This window comes from Stenotrophomonas sp. AGC87 (genome assembly GCF_057333975.1).
On the sequence record NZ_JBHFHW010000032.1, the window covers coordinates 133,288 to 150,529 of the forward strand.

A 17,242-nucleotide genomic window follows, 5' to 3' on the forward strand; every position below is an offset into this window, starting at 1 on the left:
GGGGGGGCGACGACCTCCTCCTTGAGTTTGCCCAGAGGCCTACCGGCCGCTACGGGACTCGCGTGTGGCACTCGTGCGGCAAAGCGGAATTTTTCTGCGGCCTTTAAACCTTCCTGCCCGGCGCTGCATCCAATCCCTTGTCACTACCGGCGCCCGCCAAGGAGTCTCGCCATGTCATCCAGTTGCCTGGCCGTGCTGCTCTCATTGGCCACCGGCTGCACGCTGCCGTGGAGTCCGCTGCAGATCCGGGTCACGCTGGCGCCCGACGCGCCGGATGTCTGCGTGCAGTACGCGCAGAATGCGCCGCTGTGCGCCTCGGCGATGATCGCTGCGTTCGATGTGTACGGCAGCCCGCGGCCGTAAGTGCACAGCACGATGCGGTGAGGCGCATCGGCATTACCATGGCGGGATCGGCACTATCGCTGCAAAGGAATTCCGCCCCCATGAAAGACCATCTGCCCGCCTGGACCCACGAATGGCTGCACTACGGGGTCCCTGCCCTGCAGATTCTGGTGACCCTGCTGGTGGCCTGGCTGCTGCGGCTGGTTGCCCGGCGGCTGATCCGCCGCGTCGGTGAGCACTACACGCTGCCGCCGGAAATGATCATGGGCGCGCGCCGGGTGTTCACCTTCGTGGTGTATTTCACCGTGCTGCTGATCGTGCTCAACATCGTGGGCGTCTCGGCAACGGTACTCTGGACCGCCTTCACCGGGTTCGCCGCGGTCGGCGCGGTGGCGTTCTTCGCCGCGTGGAGCGTGCTGTCCAACATCTTCTGCACGCTGCTGATCTTCACCACGCGGCCGTTCCGCCTGCACGATTACATCGAGCTGCTGGAGAACGGTGAGAAGCCTGGACTCAAGGGCCGCGTGATCGATATCAATCTGATCTACACCACGTTGCAGGAAACCGGCAGCGGGCATGAAGGCACGGTCCTGCAGATGCCCAACAACATGTTCTTCCAACGCACCGTGCGCCGTTGGCGCGATCCTTCGCAGGCGCCGGGCGGGATTCAAGGGGACGGCTGAGTCCGCGCCGCCGTCGGCCAGGCAATGCCCGGCGCAGAATCGCGACCTAGCGCAGTTGGCTGTCCTTGCTGCCGCGGCGGTTGTAGCCGCTGCCCTCCTGCTGGGCGGCGTCCTCTTCTTCCTGGCAGCGCACGCACAGGCGTACGCCGGGTACAGCCTTCCGCCGCGCCTCGGGAATGGGCGCGTCGCAGTGCTCGCAGTGGGTCAATCCGGGGCCGTCGCGCAGCTGTGCGCGGGCCCGCTGGATGGCCTCATCGACAGTGGCGTCGATCTGATCCTGGACGGCGCCGTCGCCTGCCCAACCTGTCGCCATGATGTGTCTCCCATGCCGGTGTCAGGCCGCCAGCATAGACCCGGCCCACGACGCCCAGCCAACGTGGGGCTGAACGCCCGCGGCGCCGGGTGAACGCTTCAGACGCGGCTTACCAGACCAGGTCGTCCGGCACCTGGAACCGGGCGTAGTACGCATCGTCCTCGGCATTGCCGGTGCTCGGCTCGCTGCCGGGCTGGCTGTTGTCGAGCACGATCACGCTGGCATCGCGCTCACGGACCTTCTCGGCCGCGGCGCGCGGCAGCAGTTCGAAGCCGTCGCCATGGCGCACGATCACCAGGCTGCCCGAGGCCAGCTGGCGGCGCAGCACGTTGTTGACCAGCATCGTGCGGATCAGCGTGCCGTCATTGAAGCGGTACTCGCTTTCGCCTTCACGCTTGACCTTGTGCGCCTCGACGATCTGGCGGACCTGGGCCTGCAACTCCTGGGCGTGGGCCTTGGCTTTGCGCTCGGCTTCCAGCGCGCGATCGCGTTCAGCCTTCCCGGCACGCAGGCGCTCGGCCTCGCGCTGGCTTTCGCTGGGCGCGACCGGGGCCTTGCCGTGGCGGGCTTTCACCTGTTCACGGGCGGCCTGGGAGACCTGGGATTTCTTGACCAGCCCAGCTTTGAGCAGCTGCTCCTGCAGGGGATTTGCCTTCGCCATACGCCTAGCATCTGTTGTTGCGGGATTCCGGAGGCCATCATACTGGTCTGCCCGTCCCGCCCCAACCGCCCGCATGACCGCCCTGAAGTACCTCGCCGGCTATCCCGACGCCCTGCAGCAACAGGTGCGCGAGCTGATCGCGGGCGACCGGCTGGGGCCGTGGCTGGAGCGCCGCTATGCCGAACTGCATACGGTCCGCAACGACCGCCAGCTCTACGACTACACCCAGGGCCTGAAAGAGCGCTATCTGCGCCAGTCCGCGCCGCTGTCCAAGGTGATCTACGACAGCAGGCTGCAGGTGCTCAAGCACGCGCTGGGCACGCACACCACGGTCTCGCGGGTGCAGGGCAGCCGGCTCAAGGCCAGCCGCGAGATCCGCATCGCCACGGTGTTCCGCGAGGCACCGGCGCCGTTCCTGAAGATGATCGTGGTGCACGAGCTGGCCCATCTGAAGGAATCGGACCACAACAAGGCCTTCTACCAGCTGTGTACCCACATGGAAGCGGACTACCACCAGCTGGAGTTCGATCTGCGCCTGTACCTGACCCACCTGGAACGCACGCCGGCCTGAGCCGCAGCGGCCTTCATCGCGCAGCGCCGGGCCCCAGCCAGTACACTCCCCGCCCGCTTCCCGTTTTATGTTGCCTGCCCCATGACCGACCCGATCCGACTCGACAAACGCCTGACCAGCCTGATCGGCTGCTCCCGTGGCGACGCCCAGCGCTATATCGAGGGCGGCTGGGTGACCGTCAACGGCCAGGTGGTCGAACAACCGCAGACGATGGTCACCGACGAGACGATCGTACTGCGCGAAAACGCCGAGGCGACCCGCACCGAGACCGTGAGCATGCTGCTGCACAAGCCGGCCGGCATGCGCTCGGACGAACTGTGCGCCCTGGTGACCCCGGAAAGCCGCAGTGAACTCGACGCCACCGGCGTGACCCTGCTGCAGCGGCATTTCCATGCCCTGCAGCTGGTGATGCCGCTGTCCGATGACGAAAGCGGCCTGGTGGTGGTCAGCCAGGACGGGCGCGTGATCTCGCACCTGAAGGATCGCGGTGCAACGCTGGAGCAGGAATATCTGGTGGAAGTCAGTGGCGAGCTGGCGCCCTACGGCATGAAGCGCCTCGCGCACGGCCTGAGCTTCCGCAGCTGGCCGTTGCCACCGTGCAAGGTGAGCTGGCAGAACGAAACCCGCCTGCGCTTTGCGATCAAGCCGGTGCATCCGGGCCAGCTGCGCGACATGTGCGCCCAGGTCGGGCTGGAGGTCATCAGCATCCGCCGCCTGCGCATCGGCCGCGTGGCGATGGGCAAGCTGGTCCCGGGCCAGTGGCGTTACCTGGCGCCGGACGAGCGCTTCTAAACCGCGCCAGCACTCGCCCTGCACGCCCCCGCCGCTTACGATCGGCGCATGACCGAGAAAAAACCGTTCTGGCGCCGGCTGCTGCGCTGGCTGGGGATCGTTGTCGCCCTGCTGATCCTGCTGGTCCTCAGCGGCCTGCTGCTGGCCGACCACCTCACCCCGCAGGCCGTCGGCGAGCGTTCGACGGTACTGCCCACGCAGGCCGACCAGACCCCGATCGATCGCGAGCTGGTCCGCCTGCAGGCCGAGCACCCCGGCCAGACCGGTGTGGCCTTCCTGTCCGACGGGCTGGACGCGTACGCCGCGCGCGCGGTGATCACCCAGCACGCCGGGCGCAGCCTGGACCTGCAGTACTACATCTGGCACGACGACCTCATCGGCCATCTCATGGCCAACGAGCTGTACCGCGCCGCCGAGCGCGGCGTGCGGGTACGCATCCTGCTCGATGACATGAACGCGCAGGACAAGGACGCGCTGATGATGGCGCTCGATGCGCACCCCAACATCGAGATCCGCCTGTACAACCCGTTCCGCAACCGCAACGGACTCTGGCGCCTGGTCGAGATGGTGCAGCGTGTCTTCAGCGTCAATCACCGGATGCACAACAAGTCATGGATCGCCGACGGGCGCGTGGCGATCGTCGGTGGCCGCAACATCGGCGAGGAGTATTTCAGCGCACGCCCGGATGTGAACTTCCGCGACCTGGATCTGCTGGTCGCCGGCGAAGCGGTGCAGCAGGCCAATACGATCTTCGACGATTACTGGAACAGCGATACCGCCGTGCCGATCCGTGCGCTGGCGTTCTACACCGAACCGCAGCTGCGCCTGCTGATCGGCGAAAGCGAGCACGAAGCGCGCCTGGACAGTGCCAAGCCCTACCTGGAACGCGTGGCGCGCTCGCAGGCGGAGAAATCGTATTACCGCGATGCGCTGGATCTGCACTGGTCACACCACGTGGAGATCGCCTCGGACCCGCCCATGAAGCACCGCCGTGACGATCAGGCCGGCTGGCTGGTCACGCGGCTGGTGCAGGAACTGGAAAGCGCCCAACACAAAGCCCTGCTGATCTCGCCCTACTTCGTGCCCGGCGAGGACGGCACCGAAGGCTTGGGCGCGATGGTCGCGCGCGGGGCCCAGGTTGCGGTCATCACCAACTCCCTGGCTGCAAATGATGTGGCCGCCGTGCACAGCGGCTACATGCACTACCGCGCACCGCTGCTGCGCAGTGGCGTGCAGCTGTACGAGCTCAAATCACGTGGCAACGTCGATGGCGGTGGCCTGTTCGGCAGCAGTGGCGCCAGCCTGCACACCAAGGCCTTCATGATCGACGACCAGCGCGGCTTCGTCGGCTCGTTCAATTTGGACCCACGCTCGGCGTATCTGAACACCGAGATGGGCGTGCTGTTCAACGATCCGGTGCTCGCCGCGCAGCTGCGCGAGGAGTACCTGCGCCTGGCCAGCCCACGCCAGAGCTACTGGGTGGCGCTGGGACCGGAGGGCGACGTGCGTTGGCTGGAGCGGGATGCGCAGCCGCCGCACTGGCTGTATACCGAACCGGACACCGGGTTCTGGCTGCGGGCCAGCGCACGCGCGATCAGCTGGCTGCCGCTGGAGTCGCAGCTCTAGCTCAGCCGGCCTGGGCCACGTCGAGCTCGGCCTCTTCGCCCTCCAGCGTTTCCACGGCCCGCCCGTGCACACGCCGCCAGATCCACTGCAGTGCGTGCGGCGGCGTGTCGTCCAGTTGCTCCAGCAACGCCAGCGCCTGGACCTGACCGATCTGGCCATGGCGGCACAGCAGGCTGGCCGCCGCGGCCGCACGGGCAAAGCGCAGGCTGGCCGCCAACCCACTGCCACTCTGGCGGATCAAGGCATCGTGCACGGCCTTGGGCAGCTCCCATGCCGCGGCGATGCGACTGGCCACCGGCAGGGTCCAACTGTCGAGAAGATCCGCCGCCAGCGCGCGCGGCGGGGCCGCGAGCGCTTGTTGCGTGCAGGCATCGAGCAGATGGCGCATCACCAGCGCCGCGCCCAGGCCCTGGGTCAGGCCCAGCCACTGCGCGGCGAAGCCATCTTCATGGGTCACCGTGCGTGCGTGGTCGGCGGCAGCGCGCGAGGCCAGCAGCGCATGCTCCCAGATCACCGCACTGAACTGGGGAAAGGCATCGCACTGCAGCTGCATCACCGGCTGCACCAGCACCGCGCTGATGATCTGGCGGATGCCATCGGTGCCGACCAGGGTGACCGCGCGCTGCAGGGTCTCCACCGGGCGCGCCTGCACCCGGTAGACCGGGCTGTTGGCGATGCGCAGCAGATTGCCGGTCAACACCGGGTCCTGGCCGATGATCCCGGCCATTGCGCGCGCCGAGGCGTCGCTGTCGTTGACGGTCTGGATCAGCTGCGGCAGCAGCTGCGGGCGGCGGGGCAGGTGTTTGGCCGACCAGTCCCGCGCCAGCAGCGAGGCGGTGACGGCATCACGCAGTTCAACGGTGCGCGGGGCCGCGGCGTCGGCGGCATCGCCACTGCGCGGCACCAGTGCCAGCGTATGCAGCCCGGCCTGCAGCACCACCACCGGATCGGTACCCGGCGATACCGGGGCAACCGGCAACGCCGCGGCCCGCCCGTGCGTGGCAGTGCCACGGGCCATCGACGGCGCCACCACGGCACGCCGGTGACGGAGCACAGCGGCCATGCCAAGCAGCGCCAGCACCGCGGCGCCAACAACCATCGCGCCGATCATGCCCATGGCCCTGGACGCGCCGGGTCCCGCACTTGCCTTGTTGCGACTGCGCCCACGTGATCCTTCCTGCGATGACCGGCCATCCACACCGTTGCCACGGCATCGGCCTGCGCTTCAGCAACTTTAATGGCCGTGGTGCGCAAGACCCCTGACAACACCGTCCGTCGGAATGCACTAGAATGGCGCCGCGCGACCCGTCCGAGACCCGACGACGTCGCTTTTTTTGTTTTACAACCCACCTTTTGCTGGCGCGTTCGCCGCTGTTCGCCACCGTTCGCACCATCGGAGCCACCATGTTATTTGAAACCCTCGAAACCACCGGTCACGAACAAGTGGTGTTCTGCCACAGCCGCGACGCCGGTCTGAGGGCGATCATCGCCGTCCACAACACCACCCTCGGCCCGGCCTTGGGCGGTGTGCGCATGCGTCCCTACGCCAGCACCGACGAGGCTCTGGCCGATGCGCTGCGCCTGAGCCGCACCATGACCTACAAGAACGCCCTGGCCGGCCTCAACGTAGGTGGCGGCAAGGCGGTGATCATCGGCGACCCGAAGCGCGACAAGACCGAAGTGCTGTTCCGCGCCTTCGGCCGCTATGTCGATTCGCTGGGTGGCCGCTACATCACCGCCGAGGACGTCGGCACCGATGTCAACGATATGGAAAACATCTACCTGGAGAGCGAGTACGTCACCGGCGTACACCAGGTGCATGGCGGCTCCGGCGACCCGGCACCGTTCACCGCATACGGCGCGCTGCAGGCGCTGATGGCGTCGATGCAGCACAAGCTGGGCCATGAGGAAGTGGGCAAGGCCAGCATCGCGGTGCAGGGCCTGGGCCATATCGGCATGGAACTGGTGAAGCTGCTGCGCGATCGTGGCGCCAAGCTCTACGTCAGCGACCTGGACAGCACGCGCGTGGATCGCGCTGTCACCGAATACGGTGCAGAAGCGGTCAAGCCGGAAGACATCTACGACGTCAACGCCGACATCTTCGCGCCCTGCGCGCTGGAAGGCGCGATCAATCCAGACACGCTGCCGCGCCTGAAGTGCAAGATCGTCTGTGGTACCGCCAACAACCAGCTCTCCAGCCTGGAGGTCGGCGACGAACTGCACGCGCGCGGCATCCTCTACGCACCGGATTACGCGGTCAATGCCGGTGGCGTCATGAACGTCTCGCTGGAGATCGACGGCTACAACCGTGAGCGCGCGATGCGCCTGATCCGCAGCATCTACCACAACCTCGGCCGCATCTTCGCACTGTCGCAGAGCGAGGGCATCGCCCCGCAGCGCGCCGCCGATCAGATCGCCGAATCGCGCATCCTGTCGATCGGCAAACTGAAGATGCCGCTGGGCCGCAGCACGCCGCGCCGGGGCAGCCTGCGCGGCAACTGAGCCGTTGCGCTGACAAACGAAGAGGGGGGGGTCATCGATCGCGCCCTCTTTTTTTGGAGCGTCGCAGCCGGGCCCGCGTTTAGAACCCAGCCGAATACCGCAGCTGCACCTGACGCAGATCGCCGCGCGGCCCAAAACGCTGGTCGTACCCGAACGCCAGGCGGCTGGTGCGGCTCAACCACGACTCCAGCGAAAGCCCGAACAACCCGCCCGAGCGGGCCGGCTGCACTCCGGCCACCGGCGCCCAGGCCTCGACACCGACGAAGCTGGCATCCAGCGAAAGGCCGTCGCTGGACAGATGCTGCTGCCATTCGGCATAGCCGCGCAGCGACCAGCCGCCCCAGCGCCGCTCGGCGCGCAGGCCGGCCAACGCCTGGCTGCGCGTACTCACGGCATCGCGCGCGCGCAGACCGAAGCCCATGCCGCCTGTTTCACTGAAACCATCGCTGTCCACCCGCGCGTACTCGGCGCCCAGGTAAGGCGTCAGCGAGGCGCTGGCACTGCCGAAACGGTAACCCGACTCCACGCTGGCCGCGCTGAAGCTGCCGCCATAGCGCGCATTGACGCCGTACTGCCCGGCACCGAGCAGCAACTGGCGATCGATCTCACGGGTGAACTGGCCGGCGCCGATCTGACCCATCGCATACGCGCGGCCGGTACCCCAGCCGGCATACACCTGCGCCTGGGACTGACGGTCGCGGCCACGGTCACTGCCCCACTCGCGGCCGCCGTAGCTGCGCGTTTCACCGAACGCGACACCGAGCATGCCGTGGCTGCCCAACGCCATGTCCTGGCCCATCATCCAGCCGCGGGTCGCCACGCCGTTGCCGGCGAAACTGCCCTGGCCCGCCTCGCCCAGTGTGCTCTGCCAGGCACCGCGCAGGCGTGGCGCGGCCTGCACCTCACCGAGCCGTGCCGACAGCGCACGACGGTTCATGTCGATGCTGTCGAAGGTGGCCGCCGTGGCCAACGCATGGGCTTTGCCGGAGAGACTGTCCAGGCTGGCCTGCAGCGCGTTGGCGCCGTCGACCTGCTGCAACTGCCCCGCCGCATCGGCAAACCCGTCCAGCGCCGCACCGTTGCGATCCAGCACTTCAAAGGCGGATTCGACACGAGTCGCCGAGGCAAGCGCGGTTCCCCCAAGCCCGGCCTGGAGGCTGGCGCTGGTCACGCTGATGCGGTCGATGACCATGGTGACGTCGTTGCTGGCGTGCAGCAGGTTGGCCTGGAGCAAGGTGCCGGGCGCCAGCCCGTTGGTGACGCTGTCGAAGCTGCCGGTCACCCCGCCATCGGCGTGCAGCAGCGGCTGCGTGCGTCCGTCACGGGGCACGTAACCGGCGATGATGCTGTCCACACGCACCGTGCCGGCCAGCGTGGCGGTGCCGTTCACCATGAGCGCGTTGGCACCCAGTGCGACGACCAGTTGCGCGCCGGCACGCTGGATGTAGTTGCCTTCGATGACCGCATCGATGTTGTCGCTGCGCAGCATCACGCTGGCGCTGTTGTCCACATTGCCGGTGACCCGCGTGGTGCCGTTCATGAACTGCAGCGCGGCGGCGTTGGGGTTACCCACCTGCGGCGCGATGAGCACGTTGGAACGCAGCGACGCACCGCCGCGCAGCGCGAGGGTGCCGCGCTCGATGATCGTGTCACCGCTGTAGGTATTGGCGCCGGCCAGGCTCAACGCACCCGCACCCTGCTTGATCAGCCCGCCGTTGCCGCTGATGTCGTTGCCCCATACCGAGTCCAGGTCCAACGTGCCGATATTCACCGTCACATCGCCCCAGTCGAACCTGGCCGGACCGTTGATCGCTTTGGCGATGTTGAGCAGGCCATAGCCGAACGTCCTGTCCACCCCGGCCGCACCCAGATCGGTGGCGGTGCCGAGCAGCGTCTGGCGCACCAGATCATTGGTGAAATACGGGTACTTCTGCCACACCAGGGCGGCCGCGCCGGAGACCAGCGGCGCCGCGTACGACGTGCCCGAACCGTAAAAGTACGTTGGCGCGCCCCCTTTGTTGGCAGGATCGACGTAGGCCACCGTGCCCGGGGCGGCCAGGCAATAGCGTGCCGCCACGCCACAGGCGTTGGCATACGAAGCCAGCTTGCTCGGGTCGGCGGTGTCCACTGCGGTCACGCTCAGCCAGCCGCGTTCCAGATCCGCGGCGGGCAGGCTGCCGCCCGGGCCGACCTGACTGGGCAGCGCCGCCATGCTGGACGGATTGGCTTTGCTCTCGTTGCCGGTGGCAAACACCACCAGGCCGCCGTTGCTGATGATGAAGGGACGGTATTCCTGGGCGATCGGCGCGGTGGCGGACGGGTTGGTCCAGTACAGGCCGCCCCATGAGTTGTTCATGATCTTGACGCCAGCGGCGATCAGATCCTGATGCACACCGTCCAGACCGACCGCACCGGTGATCTCGTTGCCACTGCCCGAACCGTCATCGACGGGGCGCTTGTCACCAATGATGCGCGCCGAGACGATCTGCGCTTCGCTGGCCACACCGCCTGGCCAGCTGCCAACCCTGGCGCCGGCCGCCAGCTGGGACACCACGGTGCCGTGACCGACCACGTCATCCACATTGACATTGTTCACGCGTGGATCGACATAGGTGTAATTGGCCAGCACCCGCCCTTTCAGTGCCGGGTGCTCGCGGTTCACGCCCGAATCGACCACGCCGATGCGCACGCCCGCCCCGGTCCAGCCGGCAGACTGCGCCGGCCCCGCCTGGACGATGCTCAGGTGCGCGTCGATGGCCGGCTGCGGCGGCGGGGCCGTGGTCGGCGGCGGAGAAGGCGGTGTGGTGGGCGGCGGCGACGGGGGCGTGGTCGGGGGAGGCGACGGCTCCAGGTCACCGCGGACATTGCTGCCCCCGCCTCCGCACGCACTCAGTGCCAACGCCAATGCCGCGGCCAAGGCCGACCTGCCGATCACAACCTGCTTCATCCCTGCTCCCCTTGTGAATGGACCTTCCCCACCTGCCTGCCCCCGGGCAGACACCGGCAGTCAATGCCGACCCTCTATACTGGACCGACCCCCACGCAGTCTGCCGGGAAATGCGTCGGCTTCCAACGCCCGCGTTCCCATTCCGCTCTTCGCTCACGCACCAAAGAGATTGCACATGTCCAACATCGTCATCGCCGCCGCCAAGCGCACCGCCATCGGCTCCTTCCTGGGCCAGTTCAACGGCGTGCCGTCCCCGACCCTGGGGTCCACCGTGATCGCCGCGGCCCTGGAGCAGTCCGGAGTACCGGCTGCGGACGTTTCCGAAGTGATCATGGGCTGCGTGCTGCCGGCCAACCTCGGCCAGGCGCCGGCCCGCCAGGCCGCGATCGCCGCCGGGATTCCGGTCTCCACCGGCGCCACCACCCTCAACAAGGTGTGCGGCTCGGGCATGAAGGCCATCATGCTGGGGCATGACCTGATCAAGGCCGGCTCGGCCAGCATCGTGGTCGCCGGCGGCATGGAGTCGATGTCCAACGCCCCGCACATGATCCCCAACTCGCGCACCGGCAACCGCTTCGGCAACTTCCAGGTGATCGACCACATGGCCCACGACGGTCTGGTCAATGCCTATGACGGCAAGGCCATGGGCGAGTTCGCCGAGTGCACCGTAGAGAAGTACCAGGTCAGCCGCGAGGACCAGGACGCCTTCGCCATCGAATCGGTCCGCCGTGCGCAGGCCGCGCAGGCCAATGGCGCCTTCGACGGTGAAATCGTCCCGGTGAAGGTCAGCACCCGCAAGGGCGAGGTCGAATACGCGCAGGACGAGCAGCCGAGCCGCTCGGACATCGCCAAGATCCCGACCCTGCGCCCGGCGTTCAAGAAGGACGGCACGGTCACCGCCGCCAGCTCGTCGAGCATCTCCGACGGCGCTGCCGCCGTGGTGCTGCTGTCCGAAGAAGATGCCGCCGCCCGCGGGCTGCAGCCGCTGGCCCGCATCGTCGGCCATGCGACCCACTCGCAGGCGCCGGAATGGTTCACCACCGCCCCCATCGGTGCGATCCAGAAGTTGCTGGAAAAGACCGGTTGGACGCTGGACCAGGTGGATCTGTTCGAGATCAACGAAGCCTTCGCCGTAGTCGCGATGGCGCCGATCCGCGAGCTGGGCATTCCGCACGAGAAGGTCAATGTCAATGGCGGCGCCTGCGCATTGGGTCATCCCATCGGTGCCTCCGGTGCACGGCTGGTGGTCACGCTGGTGAACGCATTGCGCAAGCGTGACGCCAAGCGCGGAATTGCTACCCTGTGCATCGGCGGCGGCGAAGCAACCGCCATCGCTATCGAATTGATTTGATTTGGTTTAACGCGCATTTCTCAAAACTGAATGCGCGATCGCTTGACAGCCAATCGTGGCTTGTCATCATGTTGCCGGGCGCGCAATAGCGCGTTGCCTAATCTAACGACGAGGATTCACAACAATGAGCATCAACAAGCTGCTGATCGCAATGGCCCTGGGCCTGGCTCTGACCGCCTGCTCGAAGCAGGAGCAGGCTGCTGACGCCGCCGCTTCGGCCAACGAAGCTGCCGCTGACGCCCAGGCCGCTGCTGACCAGGCCGCTGCTGCTGGCGCCCCGGCTGCTGACGCTGCCCAGGCTGCTGCCGACACCGCCACCACCGCTGCTGACGCTTCGGCCGATGCCGCTGCCCAGGCTGCTGGCGCTGCCACCGACGCTGCTGCCGACCAGGCTGCTGACGCTGCCAAGGCTGCCGAAGGCACCGCCGAGAAGGCCAAGGACGCTGCTGAAGAAGCCAAGAAGTAATAACTTCTTTCTTCAAGCAAGTCTGAAGAAGCCGCTGGTTCGCCAGCGGCTTTTTCTTTGGGCGCGTGTTGTGCACGTCCTGCCGCCCACCGGTTCTTCACAGGCGCATGAATAGGCTGGCTTCCCATCCATCGCCGTTCTGGAGCGCCACATGAAGATCCGTCCGCTGACCACCTCCCTGCTGGCCGCTTCCCTGCTGCTCGGCCTGGCCGCGTGCAAGGGCCCGGAGGCCGAACAGGCCCGCCGTGACGCCGCCCAGGCGGCCGACAGCACCAACGCCGCCGCGCGCGAAGCGGTCGACAAGGCCGCGGCCGCCACCCGCAGTGCCGCCGACGATGCCGCTGCCGCCTCCGAGCGCGCCGCCGCCGACACCCAGCAGGCGCTCGACCGCGCTGCCGCAGCGACCTCCGAGGCTGCTGGTGAGGCCAAGGTCGCCGCCAAGGATGCGGCCGCCCACGCCAGCGATTCCACTGCCGATGCCGCGCAGAAGGTCGCCGACAAGGCGCGCGACGTTGCCGACGATGCCAAGAAGAACGCCAACGAAGCCAAGCGCTGAGTCCGGCGTCCCTCACGCCGTCTTCGGGTATGACCAACGCCCCCGCTCCGGAGGGGGCGTTTTCATTGGGGGGCGTTCACGGCAGAGCGCGGCTCAGCACGGCCGCGAAGTCCACGCCGGCCGGCAACGTCCCGAACGCCATCCCATGCTCGGCACCCAGCCGCGAGCGGATGAAGGCCGATGCGTTGGGGCTCTGCGCGCGCAGCAGTACCGCGGCCTGCAACACCAGCGCCAGGCGTTCGGTGATACGGCGGGCCTGTGCTTCCTCTGGCGTTGCCGCGAGCTGCAGGCGCAACGCCCGCAGTGCGGCGTCATAGATCGCATCCACACCGGCCACCGCATCCAGCTCGGCGTCCAGCGCCTGCAGCACCTGTGGTTCGCGCGACAGCGCACGCAGCACGTCCAGGCATTGGATATTGCCGCTGCCTTCCCAGATTGAATTCAACGGCGCCTGCCGATACAGCCGCGGCAGCATCGACTCCTCCACATAGCCGGCACCGCCGAGGCACTCCTGCGCTTCATTGACGAACACGGCCGCGCGCTTGCACACCCAGTACTTGCCCACTGCCGTCGTGATGCGCGCGAATGCCGCCTGCTGCGGATCCGTCCCGGCCTGATCCACCGCCCGTGCCACGCGCATGGCGAACACCGTGGCCGCTTCGGATTCGATCGCCAGGTCCGCCAGTACGTTGGCCATCAGCGGGTGCTCGCTCAGCTGCTTGCCGAAGCTGCTGCGATGCCGGGTGTGATGCAGCGCCTGCGCCAGGGCCATGCGCATCTCGGCGGCGGCACCGAGCATGCAGTCCAGCCGCGTCATCATGACCATGCCGATGATGGTCGCCACCCCGCGGCCCTCCGCGCCCACCCGCTGCGCCCAGGCCCCGCACAGCTCCACCTCGCTGGAGGCGTTGGACCAGTCGCCAAGCTTGTCTTTCAAGCGCATCAGACGGAACGCGTTGCGGCTGCCATCGGCCAGGCGCCGCGGCATGAGGAAACAGCTCAGGCCGCCCGGCGCCTGCGCCAGCACCAGGAAGCCATCGGACATCGGCGCGGAGAAGAACCACTTATGGCCCACCAACGCATAGCTGCCATCGGCCTGGGGCTCAGCCCGCGTGGTATTGCTGCGTACGTCCGAACCGCCCTGCTTTTCGGTCATGCCCATGCCCAGGGTGATCCCGGCCTTGTCGGCAATCGGTACATCACGCGGGTCGTAGTGAGGCGCTGCTGCCTTGTCCGCCCAGGCGGCGAGCGACGGCTCCTGGCGCAACACGGCGACCGCCGCGTGGGTCATCGTCAACGGGCAACTGGTGCCCGCCTCGGCCTGGTGATGCAGGTAGCTCAACGCCGCACGTGCCACATGCGCACCGGGGCGACCATCGTGCCAGGACAGCCCGGCCACGCCATGCGTTTTCGCCGCCGCCATCAGTTGGTGGTATGCCGGATGGAACTCGACGGTATCGATGCGATGGCCCTGCGCATCGTGGGTGCGCAGACGCGGGCGATCGCGATTGGCATCGAAGCCGATCCGGTAGAGCTCATCGCCGGCGAGACTGCCATAGCGTGCCAACTGGCCCGCGAACGCGGCGCCTCCTTCGCGCTGCACTGCCTCGGCCAGCGCGACGTCGTCGACCCACAGATTGCGCCCCCCGAAAGGTGGCGGCTGGTTGCTCACCTGGTGCGTTTCGAACGCAGGCAGTGCAGACGTCATCACGGCGACCTCCTTGCAGACAGATACACCGATTCTGCCGCATCCCCCTGCAGGCCGCCGTTCATGCGGATTCTCACCTCCTGCACGAGCGCGGCGGCACAGTGCAGGCATGAACACCGATGCCGACAACGACGATCTGGTGGTGCTCCGGCCGGAGGGGCTGTACTGCCCGGCCGGTGATTTCCACATCGACCCGTGGCGGCCGGTGCCGCGTGCGGTGATCACGCACGGCCATGGCGATCACGCGCGCAATGGCATGGGCCATTACCACTGCACCACACAGACCCTGCCGATCCTGCGCTGGCGCCTGGGCGATGTGGACTGCACTGCGCACGCATACGGTGAGCGCTTCCCCCTGGGCGACACCGAGGTCTCGCTGCATTCGGCCGGGCATGTGCTCGGCTCGGCCCAGGTGCGGATCGCACATGCCGGACGGGTATGGGTGGCCTCGGGCGACTACAAGCGCCAGCCCGATCCGAGCTGCGACCCGTTCGAGGTGGTGCCCTGCGACACCTTCATCACCGAAGCGACCTTCGGTCTGCCGGTCTACCGCTGGCCGGACACCTCGCAGGTCGCCGCCGACATCGTGGCGTGGCGGCGCGAGTGCGAAGCGCGCGGCGAGGCGGCCGTGCTGCTGTGCTACGCGCTCGGCAAGGCGCAGCGGATCCTTGCCGAACTGCTGCCACTGGATGACCAGCCTGCGCTGCTGCATGGTGCGATCGCCACCGGTGTCGCGGTCTATCGCGAGGCCGGCATTCCCATGCTGGCGACCGAGCCGGTCAGCGAACAGGCGCGCGGTGCCGAGTTCGCCGGCAAGCTGATTCTTGCCCCGCCGTCGGCCGCGGGGAGCGCGTGGATGCGCCGCTTCAAGCGTGCGCAGCTGGGCTTCGCCTCCGGCTGGATGCGGGTGCGTGGCAACCGCCGCCGGCGCAACTACGATCGCGGCTTTGTGGTCTCCGATCACGCTGACTGGCCCGACCTGCTGCGCACCATCGCCGAGACCGGTGCCCGCCGCGTCATCGCCACCCACGGCAATACCGATGCGCTGATCCAGTTCCTGCGCGAGCGGGGTGTCGCCGCCGAAGCGTTCGCCACCGGCTACGGGGACGAAGAGTGAAACGCTTCGCCGCGCTCTACAGCGAACTCGACCGCAGCACCGCTACCGGCGACAAGCGCGCTGCGCTGGTGCGCTACTTCCAGCAGGCGCCACCGCACGACGCGGCATGGGCCCTGTTCCTGCTGGCCGGCGGCAAGGTCACCAGTGCGCGGCAGAAGATCGCCGGCAATGCCGAACTGCGCGCGTGGGTAGCCGAGATGTCCGACACACCGGCGTGGCTGGTGGACGACAGCTATGACCAGGTTGGCGATCTGGCCGAGACCCTCACCCTGCTGATGGACGATCCGGTGCAGGCCGGTGCGGATATCGCGCTCGCCGACTGGATCGAGCGCAAGCTGCTGCCGGTCGCCAATCAGCCCGAGCCGGTGCGCCACGCGGCCATCACCGGGGCGTGGCGACAGCTCGCCTTCGACGAGCGGCTGGTGTTCAACAAGCTGCTGACCGGCGCGCTGCGCGTGGGGGTATCGCAGCGGCTGGTGCAGCAGGCACTGGCCGAATGGTCGGGCCTTGATATCGCGCGCATCGCCCAGCGCATGCTCGGCAGCTGGGTACCCACGCCCGGGCTGCTGGCGGCGCTGCTGTCACCGGAAGAGCGGCCGGAAGATCGCCAGCAGCCCTACCCGTTCTTCCTGGCCTCACCGCTGGAGGCGGAGGTCGACACGCTCGGGCCGATCGACGACTGGCTGCTGGAATGGAAATGGGATGGCATCCGCCTGCAGGTGCTGCGCCGCCAGGGCGAGGTCGCGCTGTGGTCGCGCGGCGAAGAACGGCTGGATGGCCGCTTCCCGGAGATTGAAGCGGCGGCGATGGCGCTGCCCGATGGCTGCGTGATCGATGGCGAACTGCTGGCCTGGGCCGACGGCGATGATCTGCCGCTGCCCTTCACCGCGCTGCAGACGCGCATCCAGCGCCTCAAGCCTGGCCCCAAGACGCTGCGCGATACGCCGGTGCGCGTGCTCGCCTACGATCTGCTTGAACTGGGTGGTGAAGACCTGCGCGCCTTGCCGCTCGCGCAACGGCGTGCGCGCTTGGCCGAGGTGCTCGCCACGCTGGATGACCCCCGCCTGATGCTGTCGCCGGCGGTCCGCGTGGCGGATTGGAGCGAGGCGGCCGCGCAGCGCGATCTGGCCCGCGAGCGCGGTGTGGAAGGGCTGATGCTCAAACGCGGCGACTCCGTCTACCAGGCCGGGCGCCGACGCGGCGACTGGTGGAAATGGAAGATCGCCCCGCTGACCATCGATGCGGTGATGATCTACGCGCAGTCCGGCCACGGCCGGCGCAGCACGCTCTACACCGACTACACCTTCGGGGTGTGGGACGGCGAGACGCTGGTGCCGGTGGCCAAGGCGTACTCGGGTCTGGACGACAAGGAAATCCTCGCGCTGGACCGCTGGATCCGCGCGAACACGATCGAGCGCTTCGGGCCAGTGCGCAGCGTGCGTGGCGAGCAGGTATTCGAACTTGGCTTCGAAGCGGTGAACCGCAGCAAACGGCACAAATCCGGCATCGCCGTGCGCTTCCCGCGCATCCTGCGCTGGCGGCATGACAAGCCGGCCAGCGAGGCCGACACGCTGGCCCAGCTGCAGGCGCTGGCGCGGTGACCCGAC

The 17,242-nt window shown here is 67.8% G+C and carries 16 protein-coding genes; 11 read left to right on the forward strand and 5 right to left on the reverse strand.

Annotation, left to right across the window (positions count from 1 at the left end; translation table 11 throughout):
* Positions 1 to 171 precede the first annotated feature (171 nt).
* Both ACE026_RS13325 and ACE026_RS13330 read left to right on the forward strand, forming a co-directional pair.
* Entirely contained in the window at positions 172 to 363 is a 192-nt protein-coding gene (locus ACE026_RS13325) for a hypothetical protein (protein WP_319623567.1), read from the forward strand.
* A gap of 80 nt (positions 364 to 443) precedes the next feature.
* Positions 444 to 1,025 (forward strand): mechanosensitive ion channel family protein, encoded by a 582-nt coding sequence (locus ACE026_RS13330; RefSeq protein ID WP_121038679.1) that lies wholly within the window; start codon positions 444 to 446, stop codon positions 1,023 to 1,025.
* Between the two features lie 46 nt (positions 1,026 to 1,071).
* On the opposite strand, the gene ACE026_RS13335 is transcribed toward ACE026_RS13330, so the two are convergent.
* Both ACE026_RS13335 and ACE026_RS13340 read right to left on the reverse strand, forming a co-directional pair.
* Positions 1,072 to 1,338, reverse strand: coding sequence for a DksA/TraR family C4-type zinc finger protein (locus ACE026_RS13335; protein WP_121038682.1), 267 nt, complete (start codon positions 1,336 to 1,338; stop codon positions 1,072 to 1,074).
* Positions 1,339 to 1,447: 109 nt separating this feature from the next.
* Positions 1,448 to 1,999 (reverse strand): DUF2058 domain-containing protein, encoded by a 552-nt coding sequence (locus ACE026_RS13340; RefSeq protein WP_486039353.1) that lies wholly within the window; start codon positions 1,997 to 1,999, stop codon positions 1,448 to 1,450.
* A gap of 73 nt (positions 2,000 to 2,072) precedes the next feature.
* On the opposite strand from ACE026_RS13340, the gene ACE026_RS13345 reads away from it, so the two are divergent.
* The 3 genes from ACE026_RS13345 (at position 2,073) to ACE026_RS13355 (ending at position 4,988) form a co-directional block, all read left to right on the forward strand.
* Positions 2,073 to 2,570 (forward strand): M48 family metallopeptidase, encoded by a 498-nt coding sequence (locus ACE026_RS13345; protein ID WP_121038688.1) that lies wholly within the window; start codon positions 2,073 to 2,075, stop codon positions 2,568 to 2,570.
* A gap of 81 nt (positions 2,571 to 2,651) precedes the next feature.
* Positions 2,652 to 3,362: an rRNA pseudouridine synthase gene (locus tag ACE026_RS13350; protein ID WP_346489592.1), complete on the forward strand. Its 711-nt coding sequence runs from the start codon at positions 2,652 to 2,654 to the stop codon at positions 3,360 to 3,362.
* A 48-nt stretch (positions 3,363 to 3,410) separates the two neighbouring features.
* Complete coding sequence (locus ACE026_RS13355) at positions 3,411 to 4,988, forward strand: phospholipase D family protein (RefSeq protein WP_486039354.1); 1,578 nt, start codon at positions 3,411 to 3,413, stop codon at positions 4,986 to 4,988.
* A 1-nt stretch (position 4,989) separates the two neighbouring features.
* Here the strand turns inward: ACE026_RS13355 and ACE026_RS13360 are convergent, their stop codons facing one another.
* The gene (locus ACE026_RS13360) at positions 4,990 to 6,087 is read right to left on the reverse strand and encodes an HDOD domain-containing protein (RefSeq protein WP_486039355.1); all 1,098 of its coding nucleotides are present in this window, start codon (positions 6,085 to 6,087) and stop codon (positions 4,990 to 4,992) included.
* 305 nt (positions 6,088 to 6,392) lie between these two features.
* Here ACE026_RS13360 and ACE026_RS13365 point away from each other — a divergent pair, with 305 nt between their 5' ends.
* A complete protein-coding gene (locus ACE026_RS13365; protein WP_486039356.1) occupies positions 6,393 to 7,490 on the forward strand; it encodes a Glu/Leu/Phe/Val dehydrogenase dimerization domain-containing protein in 1,098 nt (365 codons plus the stop codon).
* A 79-nt stretch (positions 7,491 to 7,569) separates the two neighbouring features.
* On the opposite strand, the gene ACE026_RS13370 is transcribed toward ACE026_RS13365, so the two are convergent.
* On the reverse strand, positions 7,570 to 10,437 hold the full coding sequence (locus tag ACE026_RS13370) for a S8 family serine peptidase (protein WP_486039357.1): 2,868 nt from the start codon (positions 10,435 to 10,437) through the stop codon (positions 7,570 to 7,572).
* 175 nt (positions 10,438 to 10,612) lie between these two features.
* Here ACE026_RS13370 and ACE026_RS13375 point away from each other — a divergent pair, with 175 nt between their 5' ends.
* From ACE026_RS13375 to ACE026_RS13385, 3 genes are all read left to right on the forward strand, one after another.
* A complete protein-coding gene (locus ACE026_RS13375; RefSeq protein WP_486039358.1) occupies positions 10,613 to 11,788 on the forward strand; it encodes a thiolase family protein in 1,176 nt (391 codons plus the stop codon).
* A 124-nt stretch (positions 11,789 to 11,912) separates the two neighbouring features.
* Positions 11,913 to 12,254 carry a hypothetical protein gene (locus tag ACE026_RS13380; protein ID WP_088434503.1) on the forward strand — a complete coding sequence of 114 codons (342 nt, stop codon included), beginning with the start codon at positions 11,913 to 11,915 and terminating at the stop codon, positions 12,252 to 12,254.
* A gap of 151 nt (positions 12,255 to 12,405) precedes the next feature.
* A complete protein-coding gene (locus ACE026_RS13385; RefSeq protein ID WP_070425654.1) occupies positions 12,406 to 12,810 on the forward strand; it encodes a hypothetical protein in 405 nt (134 codons plus the stop codon).
* A 76-nt stretch (positions 12,811 to 12,886) separates the two neighbouring features.
* On the opposite strand, the gene ACE026_RS13390 is transcribed toward ACE026_RS13385, so the two are convergent.
* Complete coding sequence (locus ACE026_RS13390; protein WP_486039359.1) at positions 12,887 to 14,518, reverse strand: isovaleryl-CoA dehydrogenase; 1,632 nt, start codon at positions 14,516 to 14,518, stop codon at positions 12,887 to 12,889.
* A gap of 109 nt (positions 14,519 to 14,627) precedes the next feature.
* Between ACE026_RS13390 and ACE026_RS13395 the strand changes: the two genes are divergently transcribed.
* Together ACE026_RS13395 and ACE026_RS13400 are read left to right on the forward strand one after the other, a co-directional pair.
* Complete coding sequence (locus tag ACE026_RS13395) at positions 14,628 to 15,635, forward strand: ligase-associated DNA damage response exonuclease (RefSeq protein WP_486039360.1); 1,008 nt, start codon at positions 14,628 to 14,630, stop codon at positions 15,633 to 15,635.
* Positions 15,632 to 17,236 carry an ATP-dependent DNA ligase gene (locus ACE026_RS13400; protein ID WP_486039361.1) on the forward strand — a complete coding sequence of 535 codons (1,605 nt, stop codon included), beginning with the start codon at positions 15,632 to 15,634 and terminating at the stop codon, positions 17,234 to 17,236. Before ACE026_RS13395 ends, ACE026_RS13400 begins: the two co-directional genes overlap by 4 nt.
* Positions 17,237 to 17,242: the final 6 nt, after the last annotated feature.